Below are 17,321 nucleotides of genomic sequence, written 5' to 3'. Positions count from 1 at the left end.
GCACCCATGCAATCCGGAGCAGAACGATGAAAGTATCGGCAGACATTCGCGCGCTGGTCGATCGGCGCAAAAAGGGTTTTAGCCTCGAAGCGCCGTTTTACACGAGCGACGAAATCTTCGCGCTCGACATGGAAGCGATTTTCCGCAAGCACTGGATCCAGGTCGCGGTCGAGCCGGATATTCCCGAGCCGGGCGATTACACAACCGTCGAGCTGGGCCACGATTCGATCCTGATCGTCCGCGACGACGATATGGAAGTTCGTGCCTTTCATAACGTCTGCCGCCATCGCGGTGCGCGGCTCTGTAATGAGGACAAGGGTTCGGTCGGCAACATCGTGTGCCCGTATCACAGCTGGACCTACAACCTGACCGGCCAGCTGATGTTCGCCGAGCACATGGGCGAGCAGTTCGATCGCTGCAAGCACAGCCTGAAGTCGGTGCATGTGCAGAGTCTGGCGGGACTCATTTTTATCTGCCTCGCGGAAGAGCCCCCTGTCGATTTCGACATGATGCGCGCTGCGATGGAGCCGTACATGCTGCCGCACGATCTGCCGAACCTCAAGATCGCGGCTTCGGTCGATCTCATCGAAAAGGGCAACTGGAAGCTCACGATGGAAAACAATCGCGAGTGCTATCACTGCGTCGCGAACCATCCCGAGCTGACGATTTCGCTTTACGAGTACGGCTTTGGCTACCAGCCGTCGCCGGCAAACGCGGAAGGCATGGCAGCGTTTGAGCGCACCTGTGTCGAGCGCAGCGAGCAATGGGAAGCGATGGATCTGCCGTCGGTCGAAGTCGACCGCCTGCTGGATGTGACGGGCTTCCGCACACAGCGCCTGCCGCTCGATCGCAGCGGCGAATCGCAGACGCTCGATGCGAAAGTGGCATCGAAGAAACTGCTCGGCGAGTTCAGGCAGGCTGACCTCGGCGGCCTGTCGTTCTGGACGCAGCCTAATTCATGGCACCACTTCATGAGCGATCACGTCGTGACGTTTTCGGTGATCCCGCTGTCTGCGGGCGAAACGCTCGTGCGCACGAAATGGCTCGTGCACAAGGACGCGAAAGAGGGCATCGACTACGACGTCAAGAACCTGACCGCCGTGTGGAACGCGACCAACGATCAGGACCGCGCGCTGGTGGAATATTCGCAGCTCGGCGCGACGAGCAGCGCTTACGAGCCGGGTCCGTACTCGCCCTTCACCGAAGGGCTGGTGGAGAAGTTCAGTGACTGGTACCTGAGCCGGCTCGCTGCGCAGATCGACAACTGACGAATCAATCGACAACCGACCGGAAGCCTCGCGGCAAGTGGAGTGGACAATGATGCGGGATACGGACAACTTCGACCCCGTGGCAAGCCGGCTGACGAGGCCGGAATTCTGGCACGCGCTGCCGGGGCGCTGGACGAGCGATGACGAAGAGACGCTCGTCTGCTGTCAGGTGCGGCAGGAAACGCACGACGTCAAGAGCTTTTTCTTCCGGTCGCAGCGAGGTCGCGCGTTCGTGTTCGAGCCCGGGCAGTTCGTGACGCTCGAACTCGAGATCGACGGCGAGCGGATCAACCGCTGCTACACGATTTCGTCGTCACCCACGCGGCCGCATACGATCTCCATCACGGTAAAGCGTGTACCTGGCGGCAAGGTATCGAACTGGCTGCACGACAACCTGCAGGCCGGCCACAACGTGCGCGTGCTCGGTCCGGCGGGTGAGTTCACCTGTGCGCGGCATCCGGCGCGCAAGTATCTGTTTTTGTCGGCAGGCTCCGGCATCACGCCGCTGATGTCGATGAGCCGCGCACATCACGAGTTGAGCGAGGACCGCGACATCGTCTTCGTGCACAGCGCTCGCACGCCGGACGACATTATCTTCTCGCGCGAACTCGATTTGATTGCGTCGAACCAGGAGCGGTTCAGGACGTCGTTCGTCTGCGAGCGCGTGGGATCACGCACGAACTGGCCCGGCGTAACCGGATTTTTGACGCTGCCGCTTCTCAGGCTGATCGCGCCTGACTTCATGGAGCGCGAGGTGTTCACGTGCGGTCCTGCGCCGTACATGAAGGCCGTGAGAGATCTGCTCGATGAAGCCGGTTTCGATTGCAGGCAGTATCACGAGGAAAGCTTCTCGTTCGAAACGCTGACCGAAGCGACGCCGCTTGTCGACCCGATCGAGTTGCCCGCACAGAACGGCTCCACCTCGGCCTTTTCCGTGAGCTTTGCGCGCAGCAATCGCGAGATCACGTGTGGAACGGAGCAGCATGTGCTCGACGCGGCGCGTCAGGCGGGCGTGCGGCTGCCCGCGTCGTGTACGCAGGGTATGTGCGGCACCTGCAAGGTGAAGCTCGTATCCGGGCAGGTGGAGATGAAACACAACGGCGGAATCCGCCAGCGTGAAATCGATCAGGGAATGGTGCTGCTCTGTTGCAGCAAGCCGCTCTCGGATCTGGTGGTAGATAAATGATCAGACAAGCCGCGCCATAAGCGGTCGTTTTTCGACAAACGGATGTCGTAAAGCATACTCACCTGCGATTTCTGGCTGGTGATGCTGGATACATACCGCAACTGCGGCAATCAAGGAGATCAGTCATGAAAGGCTTCAAAAAGCTGTTGCTGTGCAGTGCCATGGGCACCGCGCTGATTGCGACGATGAGTGCGACGGTCACGGCGACTGCCGACACCAAACCCACGATCAAGATTGGTTATGTCGAAGGTTGGGACGACAGCGTGGCGACCTCGAACGTGGCGGCCCGCATCATCGAGAAGCGGCTTGGCTATCCGGTGCAGCTCGTGCCGGTGGCGGCGGGGGTGATGTGGCAGGGCGTGGCGCGTGGCGATCTGGACGCGACGTTGTCGGCATGGTTGCCTGTGACGCAGGGCGCCTATTGGGAGCAGTTCAAGGGGAAGGTGACGGACCTCGGTGTCAATTTCCCGGATGCAAAGATCGGTCTGATCGTGCCGGCAAGCGTGCCGGAGAAGACCGTTGCCGATCTCGAAGCGCACAAGGCTGATTTCAACGACCGGATCGTAGGGATCGATGCCGGAGCGGGCGTAATGAAGAAGACCGACGAGGCAATCAAGGCTTATAACCTTAGCCTGCAACTGATGCCGAGCTCGGGCAGCGCGATGACGGCTGAACTGGCGCGCCAGATTAATGCGAGCAAACCCGTGGTCGTGACGGGTTGGGCGCCCCACTGGATGTTCGCCAAGTGGAAGCTCAAGTTCCTTGAAGACCCCAAGAAAGTGTTTGGCGAGGCCGAGCACGTCGATAACGTGGTCAACCCTCAGCTTGAGACCAAGGCTGCGCCTGTGGTGGCCTTTCTCAAGAAGTTCCAGTGGAAGCCGGGTGAGATCGATAGCGTGATGCTCGCCACCGAGAACGGTACCAAGCCGGTTGCAGCGGCCGACGCCTGGATTGCCGCGCACGGCGATCGGGTTGATAGCTGGGTTGCGGGCGCGCAGTAATTCCTTCTGTTTTCCTCCTGGCGTTGGTTGGCGAGATAGCGGCTTGATTGACGCTTTCTCGCCTTTTTGCTTTTTTGCTGATGCTTGATCGGTTATCGGTTCATCGACGTCGCCTCGGGTCCTGCGCGCGCATCACGATGACCGGCGCCTTTCGACGGTCCTCGGCGCGGCACCCGCGTTGCACGTTGCCTGGGCAGGCTCATGCGCCGTTATGTGGCGAAGATTTCCTCTGTGCCGCGGTACACCGTTGATCGATGTTGGCGCGCACTATTGGATCGTCGAGCAAATGACGCGTTTCGAGCACGCCGTAACGGGTCCGTAAGACATCCTGGAGTGCTTGCCAATAGGGATACCTGCCGCTATCGGCAAGACTGTAAGCTACGCGCCGGACGGCCTCGCGCCGCCCCGTGCCTAACACATCCCGGTTCTCCATGGCCGACCTCTGATGCGAGTGTGTTTCTTACATCATAGGTCGCATGGCAGCGTGTGGGGTGGCCGTGTCCGGCGGCCCGCAGCGCGGTCAGCGCGCGGCTTCGTGGGGGAGCGGCGGGTGATGCATTGCGTACCCCAAAATAACGACATGCCTGATGCGGAATGTCTTGCTTGATTGTTGCAAATCGAGCAATAGCGCGAAGTTGATATCGGCATCGTTCCACGATTCAGCTGACGTCATCGCGCTTGCTATTCCCCGGTTCTCGGGGTGGGGCGCGGAAGGATTTGCGTTTTTTATGGCGGCAGCGATGTACGTCGGCGAGGGGAGTGCGACGTGTTGATCGTCAGCACTCCGGCGGATGGCGTCTTGCACGTCATCCTGTTCATGGAAAGGACGACCAGGTAGTTTGGATTCTCAGCAAAGCACAGACAGACCTGGCGTAGCGGCAGACTGTCCATCGTCCAGTGCCAGGGCCGCGAATTTCTAACGGTTGTCTGCGAAGGCCTTGCCGAATGCAGTAATGATATCGACGGTGTGCATCCCGCCCGCGAGTCCTGTTGCGATGCCCGCGACCATCACCACAAGGAGCGCGTTGAAGCGCAACGCGAAGCCGATCACCACGATCGGCACTCCTACCAGAACCAGCATGTCTCCTCCTCCGTTGATTTCTGACGTGTCGTAGCGCGAGCACATCGGTGGCGTATGGCGCAACCGGGTTGCTGCGGTCAATGCGACGAAATCTAACGCGATAATTTATCGATAAAGAGTCGATAAACTGTGTTTTAAGGGTAATCCCCTGGCAGAGGCGGTGGCCTTGGTCCTAGATCACAACCGTCCGATCCCCATTAATAAAAACCCGCCGCTCAACGAACGCCTTGACCGCCCGCGCAAGCGTAATACATTCAACATCGCGGCCAACAGCAAGCAGCCTCTCAGGTCCATAGGAATGATCGACCCGTTCGACGACCTGCTCGATGATCGGCCCTTCATCGAGATCATCGGTCACGAAATGCGCGGTAGCGCCAATCAGCTTGACCCCACGCGCATGCGCCTGGTGATAGGGTCTCGCCCCCTTGAATCCCGGCAAGAATGAATGATGAATATTGATTGCCCGCCCCGCGAGCCGACGGCTGGTCTTGTCAGAAAGAATCTGCATATAGCGCGCAAGAATCATCAACTCGGCACCGGTAGATTCAAACAGATCAAGCATCTGCGCTTCCTGCGAATCCCGCGTCTCCGAAGTGACGGGCAGATGCCAGAACGGCAAACCATGCTGCACTGCAAGCGGCTCGAAGTCAGGATGATTCGACCCAATCCCCACAATGTCCATCTTCAACTCACCCATGCGCCAGCGAAACAGCAGATCCGCCAGGCAATGTTCAAGCTTTGACACCATGATCAAGACCTTGGGCCGCGCGGCGATATCGTGAATAGCCCAGTTCATGCGGAAGTCCGCGGCGATCGCGGCAAACTCACGCCGCAGCGCATCGATATGCAGCGTGGCATCGGACGCAACGCCTACGCCGTGAAAAACACACCGCACGAAGAACCGGGAACTGATGTCGTCGTCGAAAACGGCAAGTTCATCGATATAGCAGTGATGCCGGTCGAGAAAGCCGACTACGGCGGCGACCTGGCCCGCCGCGCTGGGGCAGTCGAGCGTCAGGGCGAACTGGTGGAGGCGATCGGTAGCAGGCATGCGGGTCCTTGATTCAGTATGGAATCCGCACGCAAGCGAAACAACGGGAGCGCGCGGGATGCTGAAGTAGACCAGTCCAGATTCCACGCGAATAGAATCAATGCGCCGCGCCTATGGTATCGACGCGTCAGCGCCCTGTGCGGCCGCAGCAATCCGTCATGCCATGTCAGGCCGCCTCGGTGCATTCCTCGAACAGCCAGCGGCGAAAGAGCGGTACGGCTGGCGCCTCGGGACGCGCCTGCGGGCATACCAGAAAATAGCCGCGCGTGGTCACAACCGGCGCGTCGAGCAGCCGCACCAGTTGGCCGGTGGCAAGCAGGTCGTCAGTCAGTGGCGTCCAGCCCAGCGCGACGCCCTGGTTCATCAACACGGCATGAATCACCAGCGCATAGCTGTTGAACGTCACGCCGTGCTGGTCCGCAGGCGGCGGCAGGCCCTGCGCCGCGAACCAGCCATCCCACGCCAGCCAGCGCTCGGGTTCTGTCGGTTGCAGATTCAGCAGCGGCAATTGCGCGAGATCCGCGGCGTGCGACACGCTTGGGTGTGCATCGCGAAAGGCCGGTGTGCAAACCGGCGTGACCTCCTCGCGGAAAAGCCGGGTGGAGGTGCAGGGCGCCCAGTTGCCGTCGCCGAACGCGATCGCGATGTCGGCGCGGTCCCGTTGCGGGTCGTAGCCAGGCTGCGACGTGATGATCCTGACGTTGACATCGGGCATCAGATGCTTCAGACGCGTCAGGCGCGGCATCAGCCAGTAGGTCGCGAAGCCGAAGTCGGTCAGGATCGTCAGTTCGCCTGTCGCGCGGCGGGTCCGGATATCGGCCGTCGCCGCGCGAATGGTTTCGAGCCCCTGGCGCACGGCCTCGAAAAGGCGGGCGCCGTCGGGAGTCAGCGTGACGCCGCGATGTCCGCGTTCGAACAGTGGCGTGCCGAGATCGGTTTCCAGTTGCACCACGCGCTGGCTGACGGCCGGCTGCGTCGAACCCAGTTCGCGCGCAGCAGCCGTGAAGCTCGCAAGCCGTGCCGCCGATTCGAATACCGATAACGTCTGCATCGGCGGCAGTCGATCCTGTCTCGGCATAAGTCCCCCTTATGGGTCTATAAGCGTTCAGCGCCTTCACACCGCTTTATTAAGCGGCAATAGTGCATACACCTGTGCCCACGACTGGCCACGAGTCAAGCCGCCGACAGCACGCAGGGCAATCCCGACGATATTAATCGACCCAGTCCATGAGCCTTAACACAAAGCAGAATATCCTTATCCTGATGGCGGATCAGATGACGCCGTTCGCATTGCGCTCATATGGCCACCAGGTCGCGCTCACGCCGCGCATCGACGCTCTTGCCCGCGAAGGCGTGGTGTTCGATTCGGCGTATTGCGCGAGCCCGCTATGCGCACCAGCGCGTTTTTCGATGCTGGCGGGCAAGCTCCCGTCAAAGATTGCAGCCTACGATAACGCCGCCGAATTTCCGGCGCAAACCCTGACTTTCGCGCACTACCTGCGCGCAGCCGGATACCGCACGATTCTGTCCGGCAAGATGCATTTCTGTGGCCCCGACCAGCTGCATGGTTTCGAAGAACGCCTGACCACCGACATCTATCCGGCCGATTTCGGCTGGGTGCCCGACTGGGACCGGCCCGGTGAGCGTCCGAGCTGGTATCACAACATGAGTTCGGTGCTGGATGCGGGCCCATGCGTGCGCACCAACCAGCTCGACTTCGACGATGAGGTCACGTTTACCGCGCGTCAGAAGCTCTTCGACATCGCGCGCGAACGGCAGGCCGGCAAGGACGACAGACCCTTCTGTCTCGTTGCGTCGCTGACGCACCCGCACGACCCGTACGCGATTCCGCGTCAATACTGGGACCTCTATCGCGATGAAGACATCGATCTGCCCAAAACCTCGCAGAGCTACGAGGACAGCGATCCCCATTCGCGCCGGCTGCGCCATGTGTGCGAAACGGACCGCACGCCACCGACCGAGCAACAGGTGCGCAACGCGCGCCACGCCTATTACGGGGCACTGTCATACGTCGACGCACAGTTCGGCGCCATTCTGGACGCGCTCAACGACACGGGCCTCGCCGACGACACCATCGTGCTCGTCACATCCGACCACGGCGAAATGCTCGGCGAACGCGGCCTCTGGTACAAGATGACCTTCTTCGAGGGTGGCGTGCGCGTGCCGCTGATCATTCACTCACCGGGGCGCTTCAGTGCGCGCCGCGTGGCGGCGCCCGTGTCGCACGTGGACCTGCTGCCCACGCTCGTCGAACTCGCGACAGGCACGCGGGATACCCGCTGGCCGGACCCGGTCGATGGCTGCAGCCTCGTGCCGCATCTGCGCGGGGAGGGTGGCCAGGGCGAAGCAATCGGCGAATATCTGGCGGAAGGCGCCATCGCCCCGATCGTGATGATCCGCAACGGCGACTACAAGTTCATCCACTCGCCCGTGGATCCTGACCAGCTCTACAACCTCGCCCGGGATCCGCAGGAGGTCCATAACCTGGCAGGAGATCCCGGCGCAGCCCAACTGCTTGCGGCATTCCGCGAGGACGTGGCACGCCGCTGGAACCTTCCCGCGTTGCATCAGGACGTACTCACCAGCCAGCGCCGCCGGCGCTTTCATTTCGAAGCGACGACACAGGGCCGCATCCAGTCGTGGGACTGGCAGCCGTTTGCCGATGCGAGCCAGCGCTACATGCGCAATCACATCGAACTCGACACGCTGGAAGCGATGGCGCGCTTCCCACGCGTCACACCTTGACCTCAACCTGTCACGACAAGACTGATCGACCCCGGAGCCGGCCATGAAAATATTCAGGACATTCCTGTTCTCCCTGATGCTCGCCGCGGTGTGCGGCATATCGGGCGTCGCGGCCGCAGAGCCGCAGAGCTGCACTCAGGTGCGCATGGCCGACCCGGGCTGGACCGATATCGACGCGACCAACGCCGTCGCTGGCGTGGTGCTGAAAGCGCTTGGCTATCAGCAGAGCGTGTCGAACCTGTCGGTGCCGATCACCTATCAGGGCCTCAAGAAAGGGCAAATCGACGTGTTCCTCGGCAACTGGATGCCGGCGCAGGGGCCGCTCGTGAAGCCGTTTGTCGACGAGCATTCGATCGACGTACTGCACGCGAATCTCACCAACGCGAAGTTTACGCTTGCGGTTCCCGACTATGTTGCGGCCGCTGGCGTGCACTCGTTCGCCGATCTGATGAAGCATGCCGACGAGTTCGGCGGCAAGATCTACGGGATCGAACCGGGTGCACCGGCTAACCAGAACATCAAGAAGATGATTTCGGACAAGGCGTTCGGCCTCGGCAGCTGGTCGCTCGTGGAGTCGAGCGAGACCGGCATGCTGACCCAGGTGGAACGTGCGGTGCGCGACCACAAGTGGATCGTATTTCTCGCGTGGGAGCCGCATCTGATGAACACGAAGTTCCATCTGAACTACCTGTCCGGCGGCGATGCGTACTTCGGGCCGAACTATGGCGGTGCGACGGTCAACACCGTGACGCGCGCCGGCTTCGCAGACCAGTGCACGAACCTCGCGCGCCTGTTCCAGCAGATGACGTTCAACGTCGACCTCGAAAACCAGATCATCACGAATGTGCTGCAAAACAAGGTCGACCTGAAGACGGCGACATTGCACGCGCTGCAGGCCAACCCTGAGATGCTGACGACCTGGCTCAAGGGCGTGACCACGGCGACCGGCGCAGACGGCTTGCAGGCCGTGCATGCATCGTTGGGCATCCACTAGCCTGGCGCGCCAGCTTCCCTCTCAGCGAGCGCGACATTCATGTCGCGCTCGCTGCCTTGCAGCATTCCGTCGCGTTTCTACACGTTGTCGTTATCGGACCAATCGACGTCGCTTGCCGTTGAGTTAGGGGAAGTATGAGCTTGTACTGTGCCTCATTGTCGCGCGAAGGGTGGTTCACGCGATGAGCGCCTGACCGGAAGCTTCATGGTCGGCGCGTCAGTCAGGCAAGCTCGGGCGGTTCCGCGCCATTGCGTGGAATCCTCTTCCCCAACCGACAGGCAGGAGAGAAACACACAATGAGAAGACTGAATGCCGCAGCACTCTCCGGCGTCGCGTTTGCGCTCGCCAGCATGCCAGGCGTAAGCGAGGCGCAAAGCAGCGTGACGCTATACGGAATCATCGATGCAGGGATTACCTATGTCTCCAACACCGGCGGCTCGCACGTCATCAAGTTCGATGACGGCGTTTCGTACGGCAACCGTTGGGGCATCAAGGGTTCGGAAGATCTCGGCGGCGGTCTGTCTGCGGTGTTCGTGCTCGAAAGCGGCTTTCACCTGAGCAACGGCCAGCTTGGATTCGGCGGCTCGCTGTTCGGACGGCAGGCGTATGTCGGCCTGAAGAACGACTGGGGTACGCTGTCGTTCGGTAACCAGCTCGACATGACGGAAGAGATGGTCTACTCGTACAACATCTCCGGATGGGCGAGCGGCTATGCGATCCACCAGGGCGACTTCGACCGCTTCAACGGCGACCGTCTGCCGAACGCGGTCAAGTTCCTGTCGAACGAGTTTCACGGCTTCATGTTCGGTGGCATGTACTCGTTCGGCAACATCGCGGGTAATTTCCATGAGCAAAGCGCCTGGAGCGTCGGCGCGCACTACGCTAACGGGCCGTTCACCGTCGGTACGGCCTACACGCAGTTGAACGATCCCCACGGTATCTATGCGTTCGATCCGTATGCGATGATCGGCGTGCACACCTTCCTCGGCCAGCCGACGGTCAGCGTCGATCCCGCAACGGGCGCCGTCACCAGTCTCTTTTCGGAAAACCCGTTCCCGGTCGACAAGCAGGGCACGTTCGGCATCGGTTCCAGCTACGCGATCGGCGACGTCACGCTGATGGGCAACTTCACGTTCACGACGATCAAGGGCCTTGGCCAGTCGTCGCACATGCGGGTGGCCGAAGGCGGCGCGGACTGGCAGGTCACGCCGGCCTTCAGCGCGATCGGCGGTTACCAGTACACGAACTTCGAAGGCCATCACTGGAACCAGGTGTCGGCCGGGTTGCACTATCTGCTGTCGAAGCGCACGGACGTGTATATCTCGGGTGACTACCTGAAGGCATCGAGCGGCGTCGATGCGGTGATCGGCTATAGCTTCACGCCATCGTCGACAACCACGCAGGCCGACGTCCGCATCGGTATGCGGCATTCGTTCTAAGGTCGTATTGAGGGAAGGTGAACCGGCGCGTGTTGTGCCGGCTCGCATCATGATCCGGGCGACGCCGGTTTAGCCGCCCGGCGGCCGCGACGATGCGGATCGATCGCGCCTTGGGCTCGCGCCAAACCGCGCCCGATAGGTGCGTGAGAAATGCGACGGCGACTCGAAGCCACACGCGACGCAGACCGATGTGATCGACATGTCGGTCTGTTGCAGCAGCTCGCGCGCACGGGTGAGCCTTAGCTGCAGATAGAAATGCGTCGGCGTGTCTTTTAGCGCCGAACAAAAGAGCCGTTCCAGATGACGGCGCGTCACGCCGATTTCCTGGGCGAGTTCGTCGGGCGCGAGCGGGTCTTCCATGTGCTGCTCCATCGCGCCGATCACCTGGATCAGCTTCGGATTGTGCACGCCATAGCGCGCGGCGATTTCCATTCGCTGATGGTCCGAGCGCTGCCGGATCCGGCTCAGGACAAACTGCTCCGATACCTCTGACGCGAGCGCATCGCCATGACTGCGGGCGATCAGGTCGAGCATCATGTCGATCGAGGCCGTGCCGCCCGCGCACGTGATGCGCCGCGTGCCGATTTCGAAGAGTTCCTGGCTTGCCTGCAACGACGGATAGCGTTCATGAAACGCGGACAGCGCTTCCCAATGCACGGTCAGGCGATCGGCCTGGCGAAAGAGACCCGCTTCGGCCAGCACGAAGCTGCCCGTATCGATGCCGCCGAGCGTCGCGCCTGCGCGATCGAGACCCTTGAGCCAGTCGCCGAGCGCGCGCGTGTAGCAGGCGAGCGGCTCGAATCCCGCCACCACGAAAACCGTGTCCGCCTGCGCGACATCGCCGAACGCCGCCTCTGCGTTCAGCGAGATGCCGTTGCTTGCGCTCACCGGCGCGCCGTCGGCGCTCAGAATGTGCCAGCGATACAGCTCGCCGCGAAACCGGTTCGCGACGCGCAGCGGTTCGACCGCCGACATGAAGCCGATCGCAGAAAAGCCCGGCAGCAGCAGAAACGAAATGTCTTGAGGCATTGGGTGAGCAACGTGTGTGACGCAGTTTATTCCGCCCTGGTCCTGGGCGTCTTCCGGGCCACGCAAGGGCAGACGCGCCATAAAGTGCCGCTGGGGTGCGCCGAGGGTAGCAAGCGGCGCGGCCGGCGGCAAGACCGTCAATATTCGCGTGACGCCCGTGCCACGGGCTTTCGGCGCGCCATGCTGGTTTTCCCTCATGGTCGCACGTGAGCAAGAACGGGTCGCTGGCGGTCGCTTTGGGGACAATATGGGGTTGTACCTTTTACCTCATGCAATTGGTCTTACGGTGTCGATGGATGTCCAGGTAGCCGCCCGTCTTGCGGCCTGATTCGAAACACGCCGAATAGCGTGTCAGAGAGGGGATCGTCATGAAGTTACGCGTCAAAACCTTATCCGCTGGTTTGAGTTGTCTCGTCGGCCTGCTGGCGTCGCCCGTTTTCGCGCAGGATCCGCCGGCCTGTCGCGCGGTGCATTTTGCGGACATCGGCTGGACCGATATCACATCGACGACGGCGCTTGCCACGACCGTGTTCGAAGGCCTGGGCTATCAGCCGGTGACGACCGTCGCTTCGGTGCCGATTTCGTTTGCGGGCCTGAAGAGCAGGCAGCTCGACGTCTCGCTCGGCTACTGGTGGCCGGTGCAGGAAAAAGCGATTCAACCGTTCGTGCAGGCGAAGGCGATCCAGGTGATCGAACCGCCGAATCTCTCCGGCGCGAAAGCGACGCTCGCGGTGCCGGGCTATGAGTATCAGGCGGGCCTGAAGACCTTCGCCGATATCGCGAAGCATCGCGAGGAACTCGACGGCAAGATCTATGGCATCGAGCCTGGCAGCAGCGCGAACGCGAAGATCCAGAAGATGATCGACACGAACCAGTTCGGGCTCGGCGGCTTCAAGTTGATCGAATCGAGCGAGGCCGGGATGCTGGTGACGGTCGAGCGTGCGATCCGCGACAAAAAGTGGGTGGTCTTTCTTGGGTGGGAGCCGCATCCGATGAACATCCAGTTCAGCATGAACTATCTGTCTGGCGGCGACGATGTGTTCGGTCCCAACTACGGCGAAGCGCGCGTGTACACGCTGACCTCGCCCGATTTTCTGCAGCGCTGCCCGAACGCCGGCAAGCTGGTGACGAATCTGCGCTTTACGACGCAGCTGGAAAACCAGGTGATGCAGTCGGTGATGAACAAGGAAAAACCGGCTGAAGCGGCGAAGGCCTACCTGAAGAAGAACCCGCAGGTGCTCGACGCATGGCTCGCCGGCGTGAAGACCTATGACGGCAAGGACGGCCTGCCGGCTGTCAAGGCCTACCTCGGCCTCTGAATGAGCGCCGATCCGATCATCGAAGAGGATATGTACGCATGAACTACGAAGTCATCGTGACCGCGGCGGTCACTGGCGCAGGTGATACCGTCGGCAAGCATCCGGCGATTCCGGTTACGCCGAAACAGATCGCCGATGCAGCCATCGAAGCGGCAAAGGCTGGTGCGACCGTGGCCCACTGCCACGTGCGCGATCCGAAGACGGGACGCGGCAGCCGCGACCCGAACCTGTATCGCGAGGTAGTCGATCGCATCCGCTCGGCGGATACGGACGTCATCATCAATCTGACGGCCGGCATGGGCGGCGACCTCGAGATCGGACCGGGCGAGGATCCGCTGCGCTTTGGCGCGAACACGGACCTGGTCGGCGGCCTGACGCGTCTTGCGCACGTCGAGGAGTTGCTGCCGGAAATCTGCACACTCGACTGCGGCACGCTCAATTTTGGCGACGGCGACTACATCTACGTGTCGACGCCCGCCCAGTTGCGCGCCGGAGCGAGGCGCATCCAGGAACTGGGCGTAAAACCGGAGCTGGAAATCTTCGATACCGGCCATCTGTGGTTCGCAAATCAGCTTCTGAAAGAAGGGCTGCTCGATGCGCCGCCGTTGTTCCAGCTTTGCATGGGCATTCCCTGGGGCGCGCCCGCCGACACCACCACGATGAAGGCCATGGTGGACAACTTGCCCGCCGGCGCGCAGTGGGCCGGCTTCGGCATCGGCCGCATGCAGATGCCGATGGTCGCGCAGGCGATGCTGCTCGGCGGCCATGTGCGCGTCGGTCTGGAAGACAACATCTGGCTGGATCGTGGTGTGCCCGCGAGCAACGGCTCGCTCGTGCAGCGTGCGGTCGAGATCATCGAGCGGCTCGGCGGCAGGGCGCTCACGCCCGCGGAAGGGCGCCGCAAGCTTGGCCTGCCGGCACGCGGTGAACGTCAGCTTGAACGTCGTGAGATGGCGCAATTCGCCTGAGCACGATGCGTACGCAAAAAACCATCTGAATGAAGGGTTTTCATTAATGGCAGTGATCGTCGATATCAGGACATTTGCGGCAATCGGGGCGGGGGTTATCGGCAGCGGCTGGGTGGCGCGCGCACTCGCGAACGGACTTGATGTGCTCGCGTGGGACCCCGCGCCCGGCGCAGAAAAGCAGTTACGCGACAACGTCGCCAATGCGTGGCCCGCGCTCGAGCGCGTGGGATTGAAAGAGGGCGCTTCGCAGGAACGCTTGCGCTTCGTCAAAACGATCGAGGAATGCGTCGCTCACGCGGACTTCATTCAGGAGAGCGCGCCTGAGCGCGAAGACCTGAAGCTCGCGCTGCACGAGCAGATCAGCCGCGCGGCGAAGTCCGATGCGATCATCGCATCGTCGACCTCGGGGCTCCTGCCCAGCGATTTTTACGCGCGTGCCGAGCATCCTGAGCGGTGCGTCGTTGGGCATCCCTTCAATCCGGTCTATCTGCTGCCACTCGTGGAAGTGCTCGGCGGCGAGAGGACGGCGTCTGCGACGATCGACGCCGCCATCCGTATCTATCGCTCGCTCGGCATGCGGCCGTTGCGCGTGCGCAAGGAGGTGCCGGGTTTTATCGCGGATCGTTTGCTCGAAGCGTTGTGGCGCGAGGCGCTCCATCTCGTCGACGAAGGCGTCGCGACCACCGGCGAAATCGACGATGCGATCCGCTTCGGCGCGGGCATCCGCTGGTCGTTCATGGGCACCTTCCTGACCTATACGCTCGCGGGCGGCGACGCCGGTATGCGACACTTCATGCAGCAGTTCGGGCCAGCGCTCGAGTTGCCATGGACGAAGCTCGTCGCGCCGCCGCTCACCGACGAACTGATCGATCGCGTCGTGAAAGGCACGGCCGAGCAGGTGGGGCCACGCTCGATCAAGGCGCTCGAGCGCTATCGCGACGACTGCATCACGAGCGTGCTCTCGGCGATCGACGCGGCGAAGGCGCGCCACGGCTTGCGGCCAGAAGAGTAAGCGAACCCGCACACAGGACAAGGGAGACGACATGCCGGACAACGCGCCGCTGACGGTGTACCGCGACGAGGTCCGCGCCGAATGGGTCGATTACAACGGTCATTTGCGCGACGCGTTCTACATGCTGATTTTCAGCTTCGCGACCGACGCGCTGATCGACCGGATCGGCCTTGACGACGCGGTGCGCAAGGCACGCGGCCGGTCGATCTACACGCTCGAAGCGCACCTGAACTATCTGCACGAAATCAAGGAAGGCACGCCGGTGCGGGTGGACGTGCGGCTCGTCGCCCACGACGCGAAGCGGCTGCACATCTACCTCGAGATGTTCGCGGGCGACGGCGCCGAGCCCGTCGCGGCCAGCGAGCAGATGCTGTTGCATGTCGACACGGACGGCCCGAAGGCGGCGCCGTTCGATGCCGATATCGAGGCGCGTGTGCGGGCGTTGGGCGACGCCCATGCGGCGTTGCCGCCGGGCGCCTGGCAGGGGCGGGCGATCGGGCTGCCGTCGAAGGCGCGTGGCTAGGTTCTGGCTGGCCTTCCGCTCAGACGGTATCCGCGGTACGCTGAGACGCAGGAGGTGCTGCCATGCTGGAACCTGAGATCGCGGCGTTCGTCGCCCGCGCGGAAGCGATCTATCCCGACAACTCGGCGTCGCTGCCGACGGTCGAAGGGCGCGCCATTTACGAACGCTTCGCCGCGGCGTTCACAGCCGCCAGGCCGGCGGGCGTGGGCGTTCAGAATGCAACGCTTGTGACGGCCACCGGCCATAGCATCCGCTTGCGTCTGTATGCAAAGGGCGAAGGCGCACAGTCGCCTGGCGCGTTGCTGTATTTTCATGGCGGTGGTTTTGTCTTTGGCTCGCTCGACAGTCACGAGATCGTGACCGCGCGCCTCGCTGCCGATACCGGGCTGTGCGTGGTCGCCGTCGATTACCGCCTCGCGCCCGAGCATCCTGCACCAGCGGCACACGAAGACTGTCTCGACGTCACGCTGGCCGCGCTCGACGGCCGCCTGCCTTTCAGGTCGCTGCCCGCGCCGCTGCTGCTGGCCGGGGATAGCGCGGGCGCCAATCTCGCGGCAAGTGTCGCGATGCGCTTGCGCGATTCCGGTATCGAAGGTGTAGCGGGAGTCGCGCTGATTTATCCGATGCTCGGCGCCGAGCCGCAGTCGCCTGCACGTGAGACGGAAGCGAACGCCCCGATGCTCACGCTCGCCGGTGTTCGCTTGTACAGCCGGCTGTACTGGGGCGACGCAGCGCCGCCCGTCTGGACCGTGCCGATCGAAGCCAGCCGCTTCGACGGCCTGCCGCCCGTGCTGTCTATCGGCGTCGAACATGATCCGTTGCGCGACGATGCCCACGTGTTCGCGGAACGCATTCAGGCCGCAGGAGGCGAGGTGCAGTTGTGGATCGCGCCGGGGCTCGTACATGGCTGCTGGCGCGCGCTGGAGACGAGCCCCGGCGTCCAGCGCATGCACGACAAGGTCTGCCGCTTCCTGCTCGATTCAGCTTGCCGCCGCGCCCGATAATCATCGAGAAGCTGTGTCCGCATGGACGGCGTTCTCTGGCACGCGGGACGCGTTGCTTTTGCAAAAGTGCCATGTGGATCGCAGGGGAACTGCTGCCGCGCATCCGGATGCCGGAGCGCCAGACGGGGGGGGGACAACATGGGGTGTCAGTCGGCGATCAGATCGCAGAGCATCTCGGCCGAAATCATCGCCGCCGCGTTAGACGGCGCCGGACGCTCGGCAGGCTTGAACACCGCGTCGCCGCGGCGGATCTTCCGGCGCGACAGCGCGCAGGTTCCCGATGTGTGCGCCGAACGACGGCGCCAGCGTTGCTCGCCGTAATGACAGCGGCCCGGTTCGACCCAGCGGATGACCAGCGTCGTGTCGGAACGCTCGAGAATCTCGATGCGCACGCCATTGGCTCCGTTCAGGGGTAGGGACTCTGTGGTCTTCATGGTCGGCTCCGTAGTGTGGTGTGCCGAATGTAGTCCTGCGCGCGCCAGAAGACCATTGTGCGCGCGTTGAAACACCGTTCTTGAAATAGCAACAATTGGGTCGGAATTCTCAACTGGTACGAAAGGATGCGGGTCTGCGGGACGTCCCGGATGATAACCCGCATTTTTGCAACGCAGTGTTGTACTGGGCGCGACGCGTGGCCCGGGGTTTGCGGCGGCGATCCGGGGTGTTTTTGCGCATCCTTT

The 17,321-nt window shown here is 62.3% G+C and carries 16 protein-coding genes and 1 pseudogene; 11 read left to right on the top strand and 6 right to left on the bottom strand.

The genetic code is table 11. The features are described 5' to 3' along the window. Positions 1-26: 26 nt before the first annotated feature. The 3 genes from B0G77_RS23435 (at position 27) to B0G77_RS23425 (ending at position 3,455) form a co-directional block, all read left to right on the top strand. Complete coding sequence (locus B0G77_RS23435; protein WP_133664482.1) at positions 27-1,268, top strand: aromatic ring-hydroxylating dioxygenase subunit alpha; 1,242 nt, start codon at positions 27-29, stop codon at positions 1,266-1,268. Between the two features lie 49 nt (positions 1,269-1,317). Next, entirely contained in the window at positions 1,318-2,454 is a 1,137-nt protein-coding gene (locus B0G77_RS23430) for a hybrid-cluster NAD(P)-dependent oxidoreductase (RefSeq protein WP_133664481.1), read from the top strand. Between the two features lie 161 nt (positions 2,455-2,615). Next, a complete protein-coding gene (locus tag B0G77_RS23425) occupies positions 2,616-3,455 on the top strand; it encodes a glycine betaine ABC transporter substrate-binding protein (RefSeq protein WP_243751180.1) in 840 nt (279 codons plus the stop codon). 520 nt (positions 3,456-3,975) lie between these two features. On the opposite strand, the gene B0G77_RS23415 is transcribed toward B0G77_RS23425, so the two are convergent. From B0G77_RS23415 to B0G77_RS23400, 4 genes and pseudogenes are all read right to left on the bottom strand, one after another. After that, positions 3,976-4,260: a hypothetical protein gene (locus B0G77_RS23415; RefSeq protein WP_133664478.1), complete on the bottom strand. Its 285-nt coding sequence runs from the start codon at positions 4,258-4,260 to the stop codon at positions 3,976-3,978. Between the two features lie 114 nt (positions 4,261-4,374). Further along, positions 4,375-4,536 (bottom strand): annotated as a pseudogene (locus tag B0G77_RS23410) (DUF969 family protein); the annotation flags it as partial. 172 nt (positions 4,537-4,708) lie between these two features. After that, a complete protein-coding gene (locus B0G77_RS23405; protein ID WP_133664477.1) occupies positions 4,709-5,587 on the bottom strand; it encodes a formyltetrahydrofolate deformylase in 879 nt (292 codons plus the stop codon). 166 nt (positions 5,588-5,753) lie between these two features. Next, positions 5,754-6,665 (bottom strand): LysR family transcriptional regulator, encoded by a 912-nt coding sequence (locus tag B0G77_RS23400; RefSeq protein ID WP_133664476.1) that lies wholly within the window; start codon positions 6,663-6,665, stop codon positions 5,754-5,756. Between the two features lie 149 nt (positions 6,666-6,814). On the opposite strand from B0G77_RS23400, the gene betC reads away from it, so the two are divergent. The 3 genes from betC to B0G77_RS23385 all read left to right on the top strand — a co-directional run bounded on the left by betC (position 6,815) and on the right by B0G77_RS23385 (position 10,786). Further along, entirely contained in the window at positions 6,815-8,353 is a 1,539-nt protein-coding gene (betC, locus tag B0G77_RS23395; protein ID WP_133664475.1) for a choline-sulfatase, read from the top strand. A gap of 76 nt (positions 8,354-8,429) precedes the next feature. After that, the gene (locus B0G77_RS23390; protein ID WP_243751382.1) at positions 8,430-9,347 is read left to right on the top strand and encodes a choline ABC transporter substrate-binding protein; all 918 of its coding nucleotides are present in this window, start codon (positions 8,430-8,432) and stop codon (positions 9,345-9,347) included. Positions 9,348-9,643: 296 nt separating this feature from the next. Then, complete coding sequence (locus B0G77_RS23385) at positions 9,644-10,786, top strand: porin (protein ID WP_133664473.1); 1,143 nt, start codon at positions 9,644-9,646, stop codon at positions 10,784-10,786. Positions 10,787-10,855: 69 nt separating this feature from the next. On the opposite strand, the gene B0G77_RS23380 is transcribed toward B0G77_RS23385, so the two are convergent. Then, positions 10,856-11,815 (bottom strand): GlxA family transcriptional regulator, encoded by a 960-nt coding sequence (locus B0G77_RS23380; protein ID WP_133666832.1) that lies wholly within the window; start codon positions 11,813-11,815, stop codon positions 10,856-10,858. 368 nt (positions 11,816-12,183) lie between these two features. Between B0G77_RS23380 and B0G77_RS23375 the strand changes: the two genes are divergently transcribed. From B0G77_RS23375 to B0G77_RS23355, 5 genes are all read left to right on the top strand, one after another. Then, positions 12,184-13,134, top strand: coding sequence for a choline ABC transporter substrate-binding protein (locus B0G77_RS23375; RefSeq protein WP_133664472.1), 951 nt, complete (start codon positions 12,184-12,186; stop codon positions 13,132-13,134). Between the two features lie 38 nt (positions 13,135-13,172). After that, a complete protein-coding gene (locus B0G77_RS23370; protein WP_133664471.1) occupies positions 13,173-14,102 on the top strand; it encodes a 3-keto-5-aminohexanoate cleavage protein in 930 nt (309 codons plus the stop codon). Between the two features lie 46 nt (positions 14,103-14,148). Further along, positions 14,149-15,114: an L-carnitine dehydrogenase gene (locus B0G77_RS23365; RefSeq protein WP_133664470.1), complete on the top strand. Its 966-nt coding sequence runs from the start codon at positions 14,149-14,151 to the stop codon at positions 15,112-15,114. 31 nt (positions 15,115-15,145) lie between these two features. Then, complete coding sequence (locus B0G77_RS23360) at positions 15,146-15,637, top strand: thioesterase family protein (protein ID WP_133664469.1); 492 nt, start codon at positions 15,146-15,148, stop codon at positions 15,635-15,637. A gap of 62 nt (positions 15,638-15,699) precedes the next feature. Continuing rightward, positions 15,700-16,641, top strand: a complete 942-nt coding sequence (locus tag B0G77_RS23355) for an alpha/beta hydrolase (RefSeq protein WP_133664468.1) — start codon at positions 15,700-15,702, stop codon at positions 16,639-16,641. Positions 16,642-16,787: 146 nt separating this feature from the next. On the opposite strand, the gene B0G77_RS23350 is transcribed toward B0G77_RS23355, so the two are convergent. Continuing rightward, the gene (locus B0G77_RS23350) at positions 16,788-17,075 is read right to left on the bottom strand and encodes a DUF3331 domain-containing protein (RefSeq protein ID WP_133664467.1); all 288 of its coding nucleotides are present in this window, start codon (positions 17,073-17,075) and stop codon (positions 16,788-16,790) included. Positions 17,076-17,321: the final 246 nt, after the last annotated feature.

Source organism: Paraburkholderia sp. BL10I2N1, from assembly GCF_004361815.1.
Classification (GTDB): domain Bacteria; phylum Pseudomonadota; class Gammaproteobacteria; order Burkholderiales; family Burkholderiaceae; genus Paraburkholderia.
The sequence above is the reverse complement of the archived record's forward strand: the minus strand, read 5'-3'. Positions and strand labels throughout refer to the sequence as shown.